This is a genomic window from Streptomyces sp. NPDC051940 (genome assembly GCF_040680895.1).
Taxonomy (GTDB): Bacteria; Actinomycetota; Actinomycetes; order Streptomycetales; family Streptomycetaceae; genus Streptomyces.
In genome coordinates, this window is record NZ_JBFAXR010000093.1 from 20,374 (window position 1) to 34,561 (window position 14,188).

Annotated in this window: 13 protein-coding genes; 7 read left to right on the forward strand and 6 right to left on the reverse strand. The window is 74.2% G+C overall.

Going from position 1 to position 14,188, the window contains the following annotated elements:
* Window positions 1-22: 22 nt before the first annotated feature.
* The 4 genes from AB0M28_RS28760 to msrB all read left to right on the forward strand — a co-directional run bounded on the left by AB0M28_RS28760 (window position 23) and on the right by msrB (window position 3,894).
* Window positions 23-1,342, forward strand: a complete 1,320-nt coding sequence (locus AB0M28_RS28760) for a sensor histidine kinase (RefSeq protein ID WP_365411154.1) — start codon at window positions 23-25, stop codon at window positions 1,340-1,342.
* Between the two features lie 53 nt (window positions 1,343-1,395).
* Window positions 1,396-1,977 carry a response regulator transcription factor gene (locus AB0M28_RS28765; protein ID WP_365411194.1) on the forward strand — a complete coding sequence of 194 codons (582 nt, stop codon included), beginning with the start codon at window positions 1,396-1,398 and terminating at the stop codon, window positions 1,975-1,977.
* A 114-nt stretch (window positions 1,978-2,091) separates the two neighbouring features.
* Window positions 2,092-3,483 carry a UDP-N-acetylmuramate--L-alanine ligase gene (murC, locus tag AB0M28_RS28770; RefSeq protein ID WP_365411157.1) on the forward strand — a complete coding sequence of 464 codons (1,392 nt, stop codon included), beginning with the start codon at window positions 2,092-2,094 and terminating at the stop codon, window positions 3,481-3,483.
* A gap of 3 nt (window positions 3,484-3,486) precedes the next feature.
* Window positions 3,487-3,894 carry a peptide-methionine (R)-S-oxide reductase MsrB gene (msrB, locus tag AB0M28_RS28775; protein WP_365411160.1) on the forward strand — a complete coding sequence of 136 codons (408 nt, stop codon included), beginning with the start codon at window positions 3,487-3,489 and terminating at the stop codon, window positions 3,892-3,894.
* Window positions 3,895-4,492: 598 nt separating this feature from the next.
* Here msrB and AB0M28_RS28780 read toward each other — a convergent pair.
* Window positions 4,493-5,158, reverse strand: coding sequence for a response regulator transcription factor (locus tag AB0M28_RS28780; protein ID WP_365411163.1), 666 nt, complete (start codon window positions 5,156-5,158; stop codon window positions 4,493-4,495).
* The gene (locus tag AB0M28_RS28785; RefSeq protein ID WP_365411166.1) at window positions 5,155-7,173 is read right to left on the reverse strand and encodes a sensor histidine kinase; all 2,019 of its coding nucleotides are present in this window, start codon (window positions 7,171-7,173) and stop codon (window positions 5,155-5,157) included. The genes AB0M28_RS28780 and AB0M28_RS28785 overlap by 4 nt, the downstream gene beginning before the upstream one ends.
* A gap of 194 nt (window positions 7,174-7,367) precedes the next feature.
* Here AB0M28_RS28785 and AB0M28_RS28790 point away from each other — a divergent pair, with 194 nt between their 5' ends.
* Window positions 7,368-8,117: a DUF4386 family protein gene (locus tag AB0M28_RS28790; protein ID WP_365411170.1), complete on the forward strand. Its 750-nt coding sequence runs from the start codon at window positions 7,368-7,370 to the stop codon at window positions 8,115-8,117.
* Window positions 8,118-8,171: 54 nt separating this feature from the next.
* Here the strand turns inward: AB0M28_RS28790 and AB0M28_RS28795 are convergent, their stop codons facing one another.
* From AB0M28_RS28795 to AB0M28_RS28805, 3 genes are all read right to left on the reverse strand, one after another.
* Window positions 8,172-9,041: a hypothetical protein gene (locus AB0M28_RS28795; RefSeq protein WP_365411173.1), complete on the reverse strand. Its 870-nt coding sequence runs from the start codon at window positions 9,039-9,041 to the stop codon at window positions 8,172-8,174.
* Window positions 9,028-9,639 (reverse strand): sigma-70 family RNA polymerase sigma factor, encoded by a 612-nt coding sequence (locus tag AB0M28_RS28800; protein ID WP_365411176.1) that lies wholly within the window; start codon window positions 9,637-9,639, stop codon window positions 9,028-9,030. Before AB0M28_RS28800 ends, AB0M28_RS28795 begins: the two co-directional genes overlap by 14 nt.
* Before the next feature lie 156 nt (window positions 9,640-9,795).
* Complete coding sequence (locus tag AB0M28_RS28805; protein ID WP_365411179.1) at window positions 9,796-10,947, reverse strand: hypothetical protein; 1,152 nt, start codon at window positions 10,945-10,947, stop codon at window positions 9,796-9,798.
* A 300-nt stretch (window positions 10,948-11,247) separates the two neighbouring features.
* Here AB0M28_RS28805 and AB0M28_RS28810 point away from each other — a divergent pair, with 300 nt between their 5' ends.
* On the forward strand, window positions 11,248-12,105 hold the full coding sequence (locus tag AB0M28_RS28810; protein ID WP_365411182.1) for an AraC family transcriptional regulator: 858 nt from the start codon (window positions 11,248-11,250) through the stop codon (window positions 12,103-12,105).
* On the opposite strand, the gene AB0M28_RS28815 is transcribed toward AB0M28_RS28810, so the two are convergent.
* A complete protein-coding gene (locus AB0M28_RS28815; protein ID WP_365411185.1) occupies window positions 12,014-13,081 on the reverse strand; it encodes a winged helix-turn-helix domain-containing protein in 1,068 nt (355 codons plus the stop codon). The two genes, AB0M28_RS28810 and AB0M28_RS28815, sit on opposite strands and share 92 nt — an antisense overlap.
* A gap of 196 nt (window positions 13,082-13,277) precedes the next feature.
* On the opposite strand from AB0M28_RS28815, the gene AB0M28_RS28820 reads away from it, so the two are divergent.
* On the forward strand, window positions 13,278-14,188 hold a 911-nt coding region (locus AB0M28_RS28820), incomplete at its 3' end, for a serine/threonine-protein kinase (RefSeq protein ID WP_365411188.1).

Below are 14,188 nucleotides of genomic sequence, written 5' to 3' on the forward strand. Positions count from 1 at the left end.
GGCGGGCCGTACGCTCGATGGAGTGAGTCCCGATGTCCTTCCCGACGCCGCCGCGCGGAACCCGCTCGGTGCGGGTGACGGCGCCGACCGCCGTGCCGGGAGTGGGGCGGCGGTCGCGGGCCCTCGCCCGGACCGGCATCCGCGGGGGCTGTCGCAGGCCGAGCCGCTGCTGCGGGGCGCGCTCCACGGCACGTTCGCGGCGCTGCTCGTCATCGCCATGATCCAGTCCGCCGCCTCGGACGCGCGGACGCTCGCGCCCGCCGCTGTGCTGGGCGCCGTGTACGCGGCAGGCGTGCTGCGCGCACGCGGGATGCGGCACGGGGAGGACGGCGGCCCGGCCGCGGGGCGCTCCGCCGGGGACGGAGACGACGTCCGTTCGGCCCACGCGGGTGCTTTCGGGTGGCTCGCGGCGGTCAGCGCCCTGTGGCTGCTGCTCCTCGCCCTCGACCCCGCCTACTCCTACCTCGCCTTCCCCCTCTTCTTCCTCTACCTCCACCTCCTCCCCGGCCCCCTGCCCTCCCTGACCGCCGTCGCCGGCGCCACGCTCGCCGTGATCGCGTCCCAGGCCGCCGCCCCCGGCCCGCTCACGCCCGCGATGGTCGTCGGCCCGGCCGCCGGGGCCACCGTCGCCGTGCTGATGTCCGTCGGTTACGCCGCGCTCTACCGCGAGAGCAGGGCCCGCCAGCAGCTGATCGACGACCTCGTCCGCACCCGCGACGAGCTGGCCGCCGCCCAGCGCGAGGCGGGCAAGCTCGCCGAGCGCCAGCGGCTGGCCCGCGAGATCCACGACACCCTGGCCCAGGGCCTGTCCAGCATCGTGCTGCTGTCGCGGATGTCCGCGACCGGCGACGAGAGCGCCGTACGGGCGAGGCTGGCGGAGATCGGCGAGACCGCCGCCGGCAACCTCGACGAGGCGCGCCGCTTCGTCCACGAGCTCACGCCGCCCGCGCTCGCGGACACCCCGCTGCCCGAGGCGCTGCGGCGGGTGGCCGCGGCGGCGCCGCTGGACGTCGCCTTCCGGGTGGAGGGCGAGCCGGCTCCGCTGCCCGTCGGGGCGGAGGTCGCGCTGCTCCGGCTCACCCAGGAGGCCCTGACCAACGTCTCCCGCCACTCCGGGGCCGACCGCGCGACGGTCACCCTGTCGTTCCTGGCCGGGCAGGTGGCCCTCGACGTGTACGACGAGGGGTGCGGTTTCGACCCCGCCACCGCCGGGGCCGGGCGCTTCGGCCTGCACGGCATGCGCCAGCGGATCGCCGCGCTCGGCGGCACGCTCACCGTGGAGTCGGCGCCCGGCGAGGGCACGGCGGTGGCGGCGGTGCTGCCCCTGGACGGTGAGCGGTGATCCGGGTCCTGCTGGTGGACGACCATCCCGTCGTACGACGGGGGCTGCGCGCCATGGTCGACGATCTGGCGGAGCTCGAGGCCGTCGGCGAGGCGGCCGACGGCGCCGCGGCGCTGCGGCTGCTGACGGAGGGCGGGCCGCGGCCGGACGTCGTGCTGATGGACCTGCAGATGGGCGCGGGCATGCACGGGGTGGAGGCGACCCGGCGGATCACGGCCCTGCCGGACCCGCCAGCGGTGCTGATCCTCACGACGTACAGCACGGACGCGGACATCCTCGCCGCGGTCGAGGCCGGTGCCACGGGCTATCTGCTGAAGGACGCCCCGCCGGAGGAGCTCCTCGCCGCCGTGCACGCGGCGGCCCGCGGCGAGACGGTGCTGGCGCCGCCCATAGCGGCCCGCCTGCTGGGCCGGCTGCGTACGGGCGGCCCCTCGCTGTCCCCACGGGAGACGGAGATCCTGCAGCTGCTGGCGGAGGGGCTGGCGAACCGGCAGATCTCCCGGCGGCTGTTCATCAGCGAGGCCACGGTGAAGACGCATCTCGTGCACATCTACGACAAGCTGGGCGTGGACAGCCGTACGGCGGCGATCGCGGCGGGGCTGGCGACGGGGCTGCTGCGTTCTCCCGGGGGATGACCCCCGGACCCCCGGCCGGGCCGGGGCTCGCCGGGGTGGCGGACGGCCGTCGGCCGGTCCCGGGCACCGGAAGTGCAAGAATCGACCCGACGACCTACCGGCAAGGAGCACCGCATGTCACCGGCGATCCCGCCCACCCTGGCCCGCCCGCACTTCATCGGCATCGGCGGCGCCGGAATGTCCGGCATCGCGAAGATCCTCGCCCAGCGTGGGGCCCAGGTCGCGGGCAGTGACGCCAAGGACTCGCCGACCGCCGAGGCGCTGCGCGCCCACGGGGCCACGGTCCACATCGGCCACGCCGCCGCCCACCTCGACCCGGCCACCACCGCCGTCGTCGTCTCCTCCGCGATCCGCGAGGACAACCCCGAGCTGACCGCCGCGCGGGCCGCCGGCATCCCCGTCGTCCACCGCTCCGACGCCCTGGCCGCGCTGATGGAGGACGCGCGGCCGATCGCGGTGGCCGGCACGCACGGCAAGACGACCACGACGTCGATGCTGAGCGTCAGCCTGCGCACGCTGGGCCTCGACCCGTCGTACGCGATCGGCGGCGACCTCGACGAGCCCGGCTCGAACGCCCACCACGGCGCCGGTGACATCTTCGTCGCCGAGGCCGACGAGTCGGACCGCAGCTTCCACAAGTACGCCCCCGAGGTCGCGATCATCCTCAACGTCGAGCTCGACCATCACGCGAACTACGCGTCGATGGACGAGATCCACGACTCCTTCGAGACCTTCACCCGCCGCATCACCCCGGGCGGCACGCTGATCCTCTCCGCCGACCACGAGGGCGCCCGCGAGCTGCGCCGGCGCCTCGCGGACGACCTGAAGGTGACGACGTACGGCGAGGCGGCCGACGCCGGCGTCCGCGTGCTGTCCATCGTGGCGAAGGGCCTGACCAGCGAGGTCACGGTGGTCCTGGACGGCGAGGAGCTGACCTTCACGGTCTCCGTCCCCGGCCGCCACTACGCCCTGAACGCCGTCGCCGCCCTGGCCGCGGGCGCGGCCCTCGGCGTCCCGGCCGCCGACCTGGCCCCGGCCATCGCGTCGTACACGGGCGTCAAGCGCCGGCTGCAGCTGAAGGGCGAGGCCGCGGGCGTCCAGGTGATCGACTCCTACGCCCACCACCCCACCGAGATGACCGCGGACCTCGAGGCCATGCGCGCGGCGGCGGGCGAGGACCGGCGCATCGTGGTCCTCTTCCAGCCGCACCTGTTCTCCCGCACCCAGGAGCTGGGCAAGGAGATGGGCCAGTCCCTGGCCCTCGCCGACGCCTCGGTGGTCCTGGACATCTACCCGGCCCGCGAGGACCCGGTCCCGGGCGTGACGAGCGCCCTGATCATCGACGCGGCGCGCGCCGCCGGCGCGGACGTCACGGCCTGCCACGACAAGGACGCCGCTCCCGAGGTGCTGGCCGGAATGGCGAAGCCGGGTGATCTCGTTCTCACCATGGGGGCGGGTGACGTCACCGACCTCGGCCCGAAGATCCTCTCCGTCCTGGAGGCCTGAGAAATGCCGTACGAGATCGACAAGCCGGAAGAGCAGTGGCGCGCGGAGCTGACCCCGCAGGAGTACCACGTCCTGCGCGAGGCCGGCACGGAGCGCGCCTTCACCGGCGAGTACACCGACACCAAGACGACGGGCGTCTACGACTGCCGCGCGTGCGGGGCGGAGCTGTTCCGCTCCTCGGAGAAGTTCGACAGCCACTGCGGCTGGCCGAGCTTCTTCGACCCGGCGGAGTCGGACGCGGTGGAGCTGCTGGAGGACCGCTCGCACGGGATGGTGCGGACGGAGGTGCGGTGCGCGAAGTGCGGGTCGCATCTGGGCCACGTCTTCGACGACGGCACGCTCTACGGGGTGCCGACGGGGCAGCGGTACTGCATCAACAGCGTCTCGCTGCGGCTGGTGCCGGAGGAGTAACCGAACGTCCACCGCGTCCGGTCGCTGCGCGCGACTGCAGCCACTGGGCGGTTTGTTACGTACGCGTGGAGTTACTTACGTGCGCGTGTAGTTGAAAAGGGGTTCAAAGTCCCGTACGGGCAGGGCCCCTTCATCTGCGGATCCGTTGCGGCGTCCGCCGATTTGTGTCACAATCGCCCGATTTACTTGACATTGCGTAGCCGACCCAAGAAGACTTGATCTTGATCGATGCGACAGTCCGGATCATCTGCCGCAAGTGAGAAACTCCGGAGGCTGAAGCCTTATGACCAGCATGACAGTGAAGAGGGTCGGGGCGGCAGTAGCCGCTACGGCCGCAGCATTCGCGCTCGGGGTCGGCGGAGCAAGCGTCGCCCAAGCCAAGATTCAACCTGTCGATGTCTCCTGCACCAACGGCGGCGGCAACCAGCCCGGCGGTCAGCAGCCCTCCTGCACCGGTGGCGGCCTGACGCAGGACACCGAGAACCAGAACCCCGCAGGACACGCTCCTGGCGGACACAACTGACACCCTCAGCAACAAACGAGAGCCCCCTACCGCGCAGTTCGAAGGCAGGGGGCCCACATGTGCCCCGGGCTTCCCTCATCCCCGTTCGGGTGGCCGCCCTTCGATCCAGCCCGCCTCCCGGGCGCGGGTTGCCGCCGAAGTCCGGTCCGCCACCTGGAGTTTGGTGAAGATCGACGAGACCCGGTTCGCGACCGTCTTCGGGGCCAGGCCCAGGTGGTGTGCGATCGATGCGTTCGTGCGGCCCGTCGCCAGGAGGGCGAGGATCTCCCGTTCGCGGGCCGTCAGCTCCGGGAACGGGTCCGCGGGGGGCGGTGGTTGGGCCGAGAAGAAGCCCAGGACGCGCTGGGCCACGCCGGGGCCGAAGATCGCCTCGCCCGCGGCCACCGCGCGGATCGCGCGGATGAGCTCCTCCTGTTCTGCGCCCTTCACCAGATAGCCGCGGGCGCCCGCGCGCATCGCGGCGAAGACCGAGTCGTCGTCGTCGAACATCGTCAGGACCAGCACGGCGACCTCCGGGGCCGCGCGGGTGATCTCACGGGTGGCCGTGAAGCCGTCCATGCCCGGCATCTGCAGGTCCAGCACCGCCACGTCCGGGCGGTGCAGCACGACCTCGCGGAGCGCGGCGCGGCCGTCCGACGCCACCGCGACGACCTCCAGGCCCGGCAGCGACGACAGCAGCGCCCGCATGCCCGCGCGCACCACGGGGTGGTCGTCGGCCACGACGACCCGCAGGGCGGTCATGTCGCCGCCAGCGGGAACGAGACGTGGACGCGGCCGCCGGCCGGGGTGGGGCCCGCGGTGAAGGCGCCCCCGAGCTCCGTCGCGCGTTCGCGCATCGCCGTCAGGCCGACACCGGGGTGCCACGGGCCGTTCGGCGGGCCGTCGTCGAGCACTTCCACGTCCAGGCTGCCCGCGCACCGCAGCCGGACCACCGCGCTGTCCGCCCCGGAATGGCGTACGACGTTCGTCAGCGCCTCGGTGGCGATGCGGTACGCCGCCACCTCGACGGCCGCCGGCAGTTCGGGCACCTCCGCGGGGGCGTCCACCCGGATCGCGACGCCGCCCGTCCCGCCGCGCACCGCCAGCCGGTCCGTGCGCTGGCGCAGCGCGCCCACCAGGCCCAGCTCGTCCAGCGCGGGCGGGCGCAGGTTGTCCACCAGCCGCCGGACGTCGGCGATCGCGGTGCGGGTGTCGGAGCGCAGCGCGTCCATCAGCCGACGCGCCCCGGCCGGGTCGGCGACCACCAGGTTCGCGGCGGCGTCGGCGCTCAGGGCCACGCCCGTCAGGAGCGGGCCCAGGCCGTCGTGCAGATCGCGGTGGAGGCGGCGGCGCTCCTCCTCGCGTGCGGCGACGATGCGTTCACGCGAGCGCTGCAGTTCGGCGGTCAGGCCGAGGGCGTGCAGGGCGACGGCGAGGGGAGCCGCCAGCAGCGTCAGCACGTCCCGGTCGGCCGGGTCCAACTCCCGTTCCCCCGGCCGCAGTCCGACGATCAGCCCACCCACGACCCCACCCCCGTACTCCAGATCCAGCGCCTGCACCGTCACTCCCTCCGCCGGCCCGTCCCCGGCCGCCCCGTCCTCCGCCACCACCGCGCCGTCCGGCCCGCGCAGCGCGGCGTACGGCAGCCGCAGCGCCGTACGGACCGCCGCGACCACGTCGGGCAGCCCCGCGTCCGCGCCCGACTGCAGCCGGCGGCCGACGCGGGACGCCACCCGCGCCGGGTCGCCCCGGTCGCCGTACATCGCCCGGTCCACCAGCCGCCGCAGCCGCGGCAGGACGGGAGCGACCGCCAGGGCCACCACCACCGTGGCGACGGCCGAACGGCCCACCCGCTCGGCGACGAACGTGTCGAGCAGCGCCACCAGTCCGGCGTACGCCCCGATCACCCCGGCCGTCAGCAGCAGCCAGGTGAGCGCGCGTGACAGCACCAGCCGGATGTCGAACAGCCGGTGCCGCACGATCCCCACCGCGACCGCCGCCGGGATCAGCGGGATCGCGAGCAGCACCACGACCGGCGTGCCGGCGACGAACGCCCACGGCAGCGTGACCGCCACCGCCACCGTCGCGGCCAGCAGCAGCCACATCAGCTGCAGGCGCTGCGTCTCGCCGCCCTTGCGGTAGCGCACCGCGAGCGCGGCGACCGCGAGGGCCAGCGCCCCCATCGTGCGGGCCTCGGACGCCGTCCACAGCGGCTGCAGGCGGTCGTAGCCGGACCAGCCGCCGTACGCGAGCGGCAGCCCGGGCTCAAGGGGCTCGTCGCCCATCCCCAGCTCCAGCGCGAACAGCGGCGAGGTGACGGCCACCGCGAGGACCGCCGGCCGCCAGCGCGGGCCCGGCGGGCGGCCGTCCGGGAAGAGCAGCAGGGCCAGCGGCAGGCACAGCCCGATCGACCACGGCCACGCCCAGGTGGCGACGGTGACCAGCAACCGCAGGGGTACGGGCGCCAGGTCGTCCCGCAGCGCCTCGGTGAGCGGCATCGCGCACGCGGTCGTGGCGTGTGCGACGCCGCCGGCCACGAACAGCCAGCCGACGGGCAGCCGCGGGCGGTGCCAGGCGATCACCGCGCCGCAGACCGCGAAGGACGCGCCCATCAGGGAGTTGGTGACGACGAACCCCTCCAGCGCGTCCTGCCAGCCCCAGCCCACCGCGGGGGTGAGCGCCGCCGCGGCCGCGACCTCGGCCACGGCGAACAGGCCGAGGACCGCGGCGAGTCGCCGCGTCCGGGAGCCGCCGGGTGCGGCGGCGTGGGCGGTCATGTCCGTCATTGTGGGGCTCGTCCCCTCCCGTGTCCCGGGAACGGATTCCCTTGCGGGCAGGGCGGTTTCCCGGGCCGGACGGGAGACATCCCCCTGACCGCGGGACGGCGCGGGCGGCACGGTCGAGGGCGAGCCGGACAGCGGGTCCGGCCGTCCGCCCGGCCGGTCCGGGCCCGACTCCACTGGGGGAGACCATGTCGCGTCCGTTCCGTACCGGGCTGGACCCGGACCAGGACCAGGACCGTTCCGGCCCGGACCCGGACCCCACGCTCCGGAAGAGCACCCCCGACCTGCGGCGCGCGTCGCGGTGGCTCGCCGCCGCGCTCATCCCGCTCGGGCCGGCCGCCGTCGCCGTACTGCGGTACGCGCTGCCGTACTTCACCGCCGACGACTCGGCCGCGACGGTCCGTGAGGCCGCCGCGCACGAGGGGCGGCAGTCGCTCGTCCTGTGGTGCGGCTACGCGGCCGTGCTGACCCTGGTGCCGGCCGTGCTGTGGGTGGGCCGGCTCACCCGCCGGCGCGCGCCCCGGCTGACGGCGGCGGCGCTGCTGCTGCTGGTGCCCGGCTATCTGTCGCTGGGCTGGATGGCCGGGGCGGACGCGCTGCTGTGGTCCGGTGCGCGGGCGGATCTGCCGCAGGACGCCTTCGTCCGGCTGTACGACGCGGTGCACCCGACGACGGACATCGCCGTCATCGTGTTCGTGCTCGGCCATCTCGTCGGCACGGTGCTGCTGGGCATCGCCCTGTGGCGGACGCGCGCGGTGCCCCGGTGGGCGGCTGTGCTGGTCGTGGGGTGCCAGCCGCTGCACCTGGCGTCGGTCGTCGCGGGCGTCCCGGCGCTCGACCTGTTCGCCTGGGGGCTCAACGCGGCCGGTTTCGCGGCGGCTTCGGCGGCGGTGCTGCGTACGCCGGACGAGGAGTGGGACGTGGCGCCCGCGGCGTAGGGGGAGCCGCACGGGGGGCGGGGCCGGTCGTCGGTCCCGCCCCCCGCGCTCCCGCTACGACCCCGCCGTAGCGCACTCCTCCATCAGCTCCGTGGCCAACTCCGTGTCCGGCAGCGGTATCGGGCCCAGATCGGCGTCCTCGTACGTCCTGAGCCGGTGGACCGCCTCGGCCAGCGGTGCGTCCAGCCGGACGGTCATCGTGACCCCGCCGTCGATCCAGGCCGGATCGTGGTACCGCTTGACCTCCACGACCAGACCGCGCCGGTCGCACAGGCTCCCCATGCCGGCGAGCACGTAGTCGGCGCGCCGGGGCTCGAACCAGGCCCGGGCCGGTCCCGGCGTACGGCAGCGCAGCCGGGCCTCCACCGCCTCCCAGTGCCGGGCGTCGTCCGTCTCGCCGTGGTGCAGGTGGTGCAGATACAGGCAGCGGGCGGCGGTCGCGGAATCGGCGCCCGCGGCGAACTGCCACCAGAAGCGGGCGCCTTCCACCCGGTCGGCGAGGTACAGCACACAGGCGAAGGCCAGCACCCCGTCGACGTCCACCGGCTGGTGCAGCCGCCAGTCCGGCTCCCGTGCGAAGCGGCCCATGGCGGCGACGGCCTGCGGATCGCGGATCTGCTCGACCGACTGCCGCTGCAGCTCCAGGCCGGCCCACACATGCGCGGGCGCGGGGCGGGCGGCGGACTGCCATCGGCCGTACGTTGTCCGCGGCGGCCGGCACTCGGCGACGGCGGTCCAGGCGCGCTCGTCCATGGACAGGGCGCCCTCCCACAGCACCCGCCGGGCGACGCGCTCGAGTCCGGCGTCCGCGTCGAAGTCCGCGAAGCGGTCCGGGACGGTCCCGGATCCCGAGTGCAGATCCTCGACCAGCTGTACGGCGGTCGGTCGCGGCCCGGTGCGGTCCGGTCCGTCACCCCGGCTCATCATGGTCCTCCTCCGATTCCAGATACCTGGTGTAGTTGATGTCCCGGGCGATGCGGCGGCGCGCGGTGCGCAGATGGGAGCGGACCGTGGGATAGCTGATGCCCATCAGTTCGGCGACGCGCTGCTGCTTCAGGCCGAGTACGCAGCACAGCACCACCACGTCGTACAGGCGCTCCGGGAGCGCGGCGACGGCCTCGTACAGACCCAGGCTCGAGTCGAGGGTCTCCATCGTGGCGCGCGAGTAGTCGCGCAGCGCCGCGAAGGCGGCGGTCTCCACCAGGGCCGGTCCCCGGCCGCGGGCCGCGACACGGCGCGCGACGTCCTGCTTGAACGCGGCCCAGGCCCAGCCGGGGACGCTCGGCTCGGTCAGCACCTGCGGCCAGCGGGCGCTCATGGCGCAGAAGAAGTCCTCGACCGCCTTCTCCGCCTCCTCGGCGCTGCCGAGCTGGAGGTCCGCGTAGCGGAGATAGGCCCGGACGTGGAGGTGGTAGAAGGCGGCGAAGTCCGGGGGTAAGGCGGCGTTGAGGTCGTCGCGCACGGCGCGGCCGTGCCACGGGTCGGGTACGACGTCCGGCGCCTCGGGGGGTTCGTGGGTCACGACGAGCGCGCGGCAGTGTCCAGTTCCACGTTCGAGTTCCCTTTCGTCAGTTACGGGTGCATAGCAACCGTGGTGACCCGCTCGGCGCCCGGGCCACGAGCGGATGCCCGCCGCGTCGGTGACGGCGGGCACCCGGGCACCCGGGCGCCTGACGCGTCAGCCGAGGCGCTCAAAGGGCGCCGGTGTCGCGCCCGTCCAGCGGTACAGGTACGCCTCGCCCTCCTGCCTGCGGACGCCGTCCACGTCCACGGCCCGGCCCTCGGCCACGTAGTAGCGGCCGTCGCCCAGGGCGTCGAAGCCGTAGTTGCCGTGGAACTCCCAGCCGCGCAGGCCCGTCGCCGGATCGGTCAGTCCGGCGTCGCGCAGGGTGAGGAGTTCGCCGGTCTCCGGGGCCGGCTGGCCCTTGATCTCGCCGCGGCGCGGCTCGGCGGAGGCGTCGACGGTGAAGAAGGAGTAGTTCGGGAAGCCGGACTTCACGCCCTTGTAGACCGCCATGATCCAGTTCTTCGTGTACGGGTCGTACTGCAGGTTCTGCACGCCGTACGTGGTGTTGCCCGTGTACGCGAAGTACTTGCCGTCGTAGTGCTTCGGGCCGCTGCGGTGCGGGGCGGACTGGGTGAGCGGGCGCTCGAACTCGGACCAGTCGCTGATGTCGTACTCCAGGATCACCTGGTGGTCGTTGTCGGTGCGGGCGGTGTTGGAGTAGACGCCGTACGCGACCATCAGCTTCTGCGCGCCGCCGCGCTCCCCGAACTCCGGGCCGAAGGAGACGCCGTCGATTCCGCTGCAGCCGTAGCGGTGGTCGGGGGTGGCGGCGGTGTCGCCGTCGAAGACGCCGTTTTTGTCCATGTCGGCGGTGAAGTCCTCGACGACCTCGTCGAGGTGGACGGCTTTCATGACGCCGTCGGTCTCGGCGTTCATACCGGTCCGGTCGATCCTGTCGACGTCGAAGACCGCGATGTAGAACGCCTTTTCCGCCTTGTATTCCAGCGAGCCGTAGACCCGGCCGTCCTTCTCGTTCAGATCGATGTCCCCGAGGTGCCCGGTGAGGCCCGTGACGGTGCCCACGACATTGCCCGCGAGGTCCGTTTTCACCAGCATCTGGGTGAACGACCAGTAGACGAACCCGCGCCGCTGGTCGACGGTCACGCCCTGGACGTGGCTGGTCGGCCAGGCGCCGCCGTAGATATGAGCGGGCAGCCTGGGCCGGTCGTCGGCGGCCTGGCCGGGGGAGGAGGCCAGGAGGAGTGCCGGTACGGCCATCCCGGCGACGAGAGCGGCCCGGACGGCCCGGAGCTTGCCGCGCATGCGAAAGTCCCTTCCACAGATCACGAATGACGCGCTCCACCGAACCGGCGCGTCATGGCCGGCCGGTGAGCACGGCGCGAATCGCACACGAAACCCGGGTGCTTCCGCGGTGTCAACCGGACCCCGGGAAACAAACAAACGGGCGCAATTCCCGCGTATGCCGGATGTTCGGTCGGGGTGGTATTCCGGACGGGAATGGCGGTGCCTTTTCACACGAACCCGGCGTGTTCGGTTCACACGAACCGAACAGCCCCGCCGCGCTGTCCCCCGGTGTCGGGGTGCGGCAAGATCGGACACGTCATGGACCGGTACAGCTGGATGCGCTTCCTCACCCCCGAGCCGATGCACCGCGAGCTGGGGCTCGTCTGCCTGGGCACCGGTGTGCAGCGCGGGGCGCTGCCCGTCGTGGGGCCGCGGGTCGTGGACCGGTTCGTCGCCGTCGTCGTCACCGCCGGCCGGGGCTGGTTCCGGTACGGGAACAGTGCGCGGGTGGATGTCGTCGCACCCGTGCTGCTGTGGCTGGTGCCGGGGGTGCGGCACGCGTACGGGCCCGACCCCGGCACCGGATGGGACGAGACCTTCGTGTCCTTCACCGGCGCCGCCACCGCCACGTACACCCGGCTCGGCTACATCACCCCGGACCGGCCCGTGGTCCCCCTCACCCGCACCGACGGCGTCACCGCCGTCGCGAACCGCGTCATGCGCGCCGCCCGCCCCGGCAACCCGCTCGTCGACGTCGAGGCCGCCGTCGCCGTGCACGAGCTGCTGCTGGAGCTGCGCGCCGCGCGCGCCGGGGACGGCGACCCCGGGGACCGCTCCGTGCTGGACGCCCTCGCCCGCAACGCCTTCCTCCCCCTGTCCGTCGACGAGCACGCCGCCCGCCTCGGCCTCACCCCGGCGTCCCTGCGCGCGGTCGTACGGCGGGCCAGTGGACGCGCGCCCAAGGACTTCCTGCTGTCCGTGCGGCTCGGGCGGGCCCAGGAGCTCCTCGCCGGTACGGATCTGCCGACGGCGACCGTCGCCCGGATGACCGGATTCGAGGATCCGGCCTACTTCAGCCGGCTGTTCACCCGGCGCGTCGGGCTGCCGCCGTCCCGGTTCCGTGAGCGGGAGGCGCCGGGCGGGGAAACGCCGGAACGGGGCCGGCCGTCCCGCTGAGCACCGCCTCGCCCAGCGCGGTGCGCCGGTGCAGGACGTGATAGCCGTCCCGGTGCGAGCTGATCAGGCCGGCGTCACGCAGCACCGACGCGTGCCGGCTGGCCGAGGCCAGGGCGATGCGCAGCTCCGCGGCGATCCGCGTCGTGGTGCACGCCTCGTCGAGCAGGGCCAGCACCTGCGCGCGCCGCGTGCCCAGCAGCCGGCCCAGCGGCAGCGCCCCGGCGTCCGGCGCCGCGGCCCCCGGCCGCAGCCAGCCCGGGGCCGGTGACAACGGGTAGACGAGCACCGGCGGCAGCTCCGAGTCCGCGAGGGTCACCGGCCACCGGACGCAGAAGAACGACGGGACGAGCGTCAGCGGCCTTCCCCGCAGGGGCAGTTCGCGGTCGAAGGGGTAGGCGCACTCCAGCGTGCCGCCGCGCCGTGCCAGCTCCGGCTGGTAGCCGTCGAGCAGCCCCTCCGCCCCGTACCGCAGCACCGTCTGCGCCCGCGCCCGGACATCCTCCGCGACGGCCGAGCGGACGGCCTCGCGGTACGGGGCCACGGCGGCCGCGTGGTACGCGCGCAGCGCCGCCCCGAGCCGGGTGAGCGCGGTGACGTCACCCGCCGCCAAGTGCCGTGCCCAGGGCGGCAGCGGGCCGTGCTGGGCCAGCCGTGTCAGCTCCGCGGCCAGCACGGTGCGCGGCGTCGAGAGCACCCGGTCCACCCCCTCCTCGATACCGGGGCCCGTCCCGCCCGGCGTGAGGAAGTCGGGGAAGTAGGCGGCCGGAGGGCACAGCCGCAGCAGCGCCGACGCCGTGCCCGCCAGCCCCGCCCGCCGCAGCCGCGCGCGGACCTCGCGGCGCCAGGGGTCGAAGACGAGGGGGGCCTCACGGCCGTACAGCACGTGCAGGCTGAGGACGGTCTCCCACATCGGGTCGGGGTCCCCCGCCACCCGCAGCCGTCCCAGGTCCCGCGCGGTGAAGTCGATGCTGAGCATGACTGGCAACCCTGACGGACATCCGCGCCGTTGGGCACCTGGGAGAACTCAGGGAACGCGCCGCAGGGCCGCACGGACGGGGCACTCCGTGCGGGCACGGGCCCGTAACACCCCTGCTACCGTGGTCAGGTTGCCAGGAGGCCGGTCCGGGGAATCCGCGGGCCGGGCGGCGGGGGACCGGCGAGGGGGCAGGGCGTTGGGCTTGCGGACGGGGGATCCCGGGTCCGTCGGCGGTTACGTGATCGAGGAACGGCTCGGTACGGGCGGCATGGGCACCGTGTACCTCGCCCGGGACCGGCGCGGCCGGCCGGTGGCGGTCAAGGTGGCGCATCGCCATCTCGCCGACGACGCGGAGTTCCGGGAGCGCTTCGGCCGCGAGGTCGCCGCCGCCCGCACGGTGACCGGACCGTTCACCGTACCGGTGCTCGACTCCGGACTCGACGCCGAGACACCGTGGATGGCCAGCCGCTATGTGCCGGCCCCCTCCCTGCAGCGGTACGTCGAGGAGCACGGCCCGCTGGACGAGGCGCGGTTGCGCCGCCTGACCGCGGGACTGGCCCGGGCGCTGCGCGACATCCACCGCGCCGGAGTGGTGCACCGCGACCTCAAACCCGCGAACGTCCTGATGGCCCGGGAAGGGCCGCTCGTCATCGACTTCGGCGTGGCCCGCGCCGCGGACCACGACACCCTGACGGTCACCGGACGGGTCATCGGCTCACCGCCGTTCATGGCGCCCGAACAGCTCGCCCGCCCGCGGGACGTCGGACCGCCGGCGGACGTGTTCGCGCTGGGTGCCCTGCTGGTGTACGCGGCCACCGGCGCCGGGCCGTTCGACGACGAGAGCCCCTATCTCATCGCCCACCGCGTGGTGGCCGAGCCCGCGCGGCTCGGGGACGCGCCGCCGTGGCTGCGGCCCCTGCTGCGCCGGTGCCTGGCCAAGGAGCCCGGGCAGCGGCCCACGCCCGCGGAGATCCTGGCGGCGGTGTCGGCCGCGCCCGCCCGTCGCCGCGGCCGGTGGCGGGCGGCCCGGTTCCCGGGTGGTGCGGTCCGTCGGAGGCGGGGCCGTCCGGTCCGTTCGCTCTGCCCTTGCAGGAGCGGCCCCCGTGG

Excerpts from the sequence above, each read along its gene's own strand:
- AB0M28_RS28765 (WP_365411194.1), top strand. The coding sequence starts at position 1,396 with ATGGTCGACGATCTGGCGGAGCTCGAGGCCGTCGGCGAGGCGGCCGAC.
- murC (WP_365411157.1), top strand. The coding sequence starts at position 2,092 with ATGTCACCGGCGATCCCGCCCACCCTGGCCCGCCCGCACTTCATCGGC.
- msrB (WP_365411160.1), top strand. The coding sequence starts at position 3,487 with ATGCCGTACGAGATCGACAAGCCGGAAGAGCAGTGGCGCGCGGAGCTG.
- AB0M28_RS28780 (WP_365411163.1), bottom strand. The coding sequence starts at position 5,158 with ATGACCGCCCTGCGGGTCGTCGTGGCCGACGACCACCCCGTGGTGCGC.
- AB0M28_RS28785 (WP_365411166.1), bottom strand. The coding sequence starts at position 7,173 with ATGACCGCCCACGCCGCCGCACCCGGCGGCTCCCGGACGCGGCGACTC.
- AB0M28_RS28790 (WP_365411170.1), top strand. The coding sequence starts at position 7,368 with ATGTCGCGTCCGTTCCGTACCGGGCTGGACCCGGACCAGGACCAGGAC.
- AB0M28_RS28795 (WP_365411173.1), bottom strand. The coding sequence starts at position 9,041 with ATGAGCCGGGGTGACGGACCGGACCGCACCGGGCCGCGACCGACCGCC.
- AB0M28_RS28805 (WP_365411179.1), bottom strand. The coding sequence starts at position 10,947 with ATGCGCGGCAAGCTCCGGGCCGTCCGGGCCGCTCTCGTCGCCGGGATG.
- AB0M28_RS28810 (WP_365411182.1), top strand. The coding sequence starts at position 11,248 with ATGGACCGGTACAGCTGGATGCGCTTCCTCACCCCCGAGCCGATGCAC.
- AB0M28_RS28815 (WP_365411185.1), bottom strand. The coding sequence starts at position 13,081 with ATGCTCAGCATCGACTTCACCGCGCGGGACCTGGGACGGCTGCGGGTG.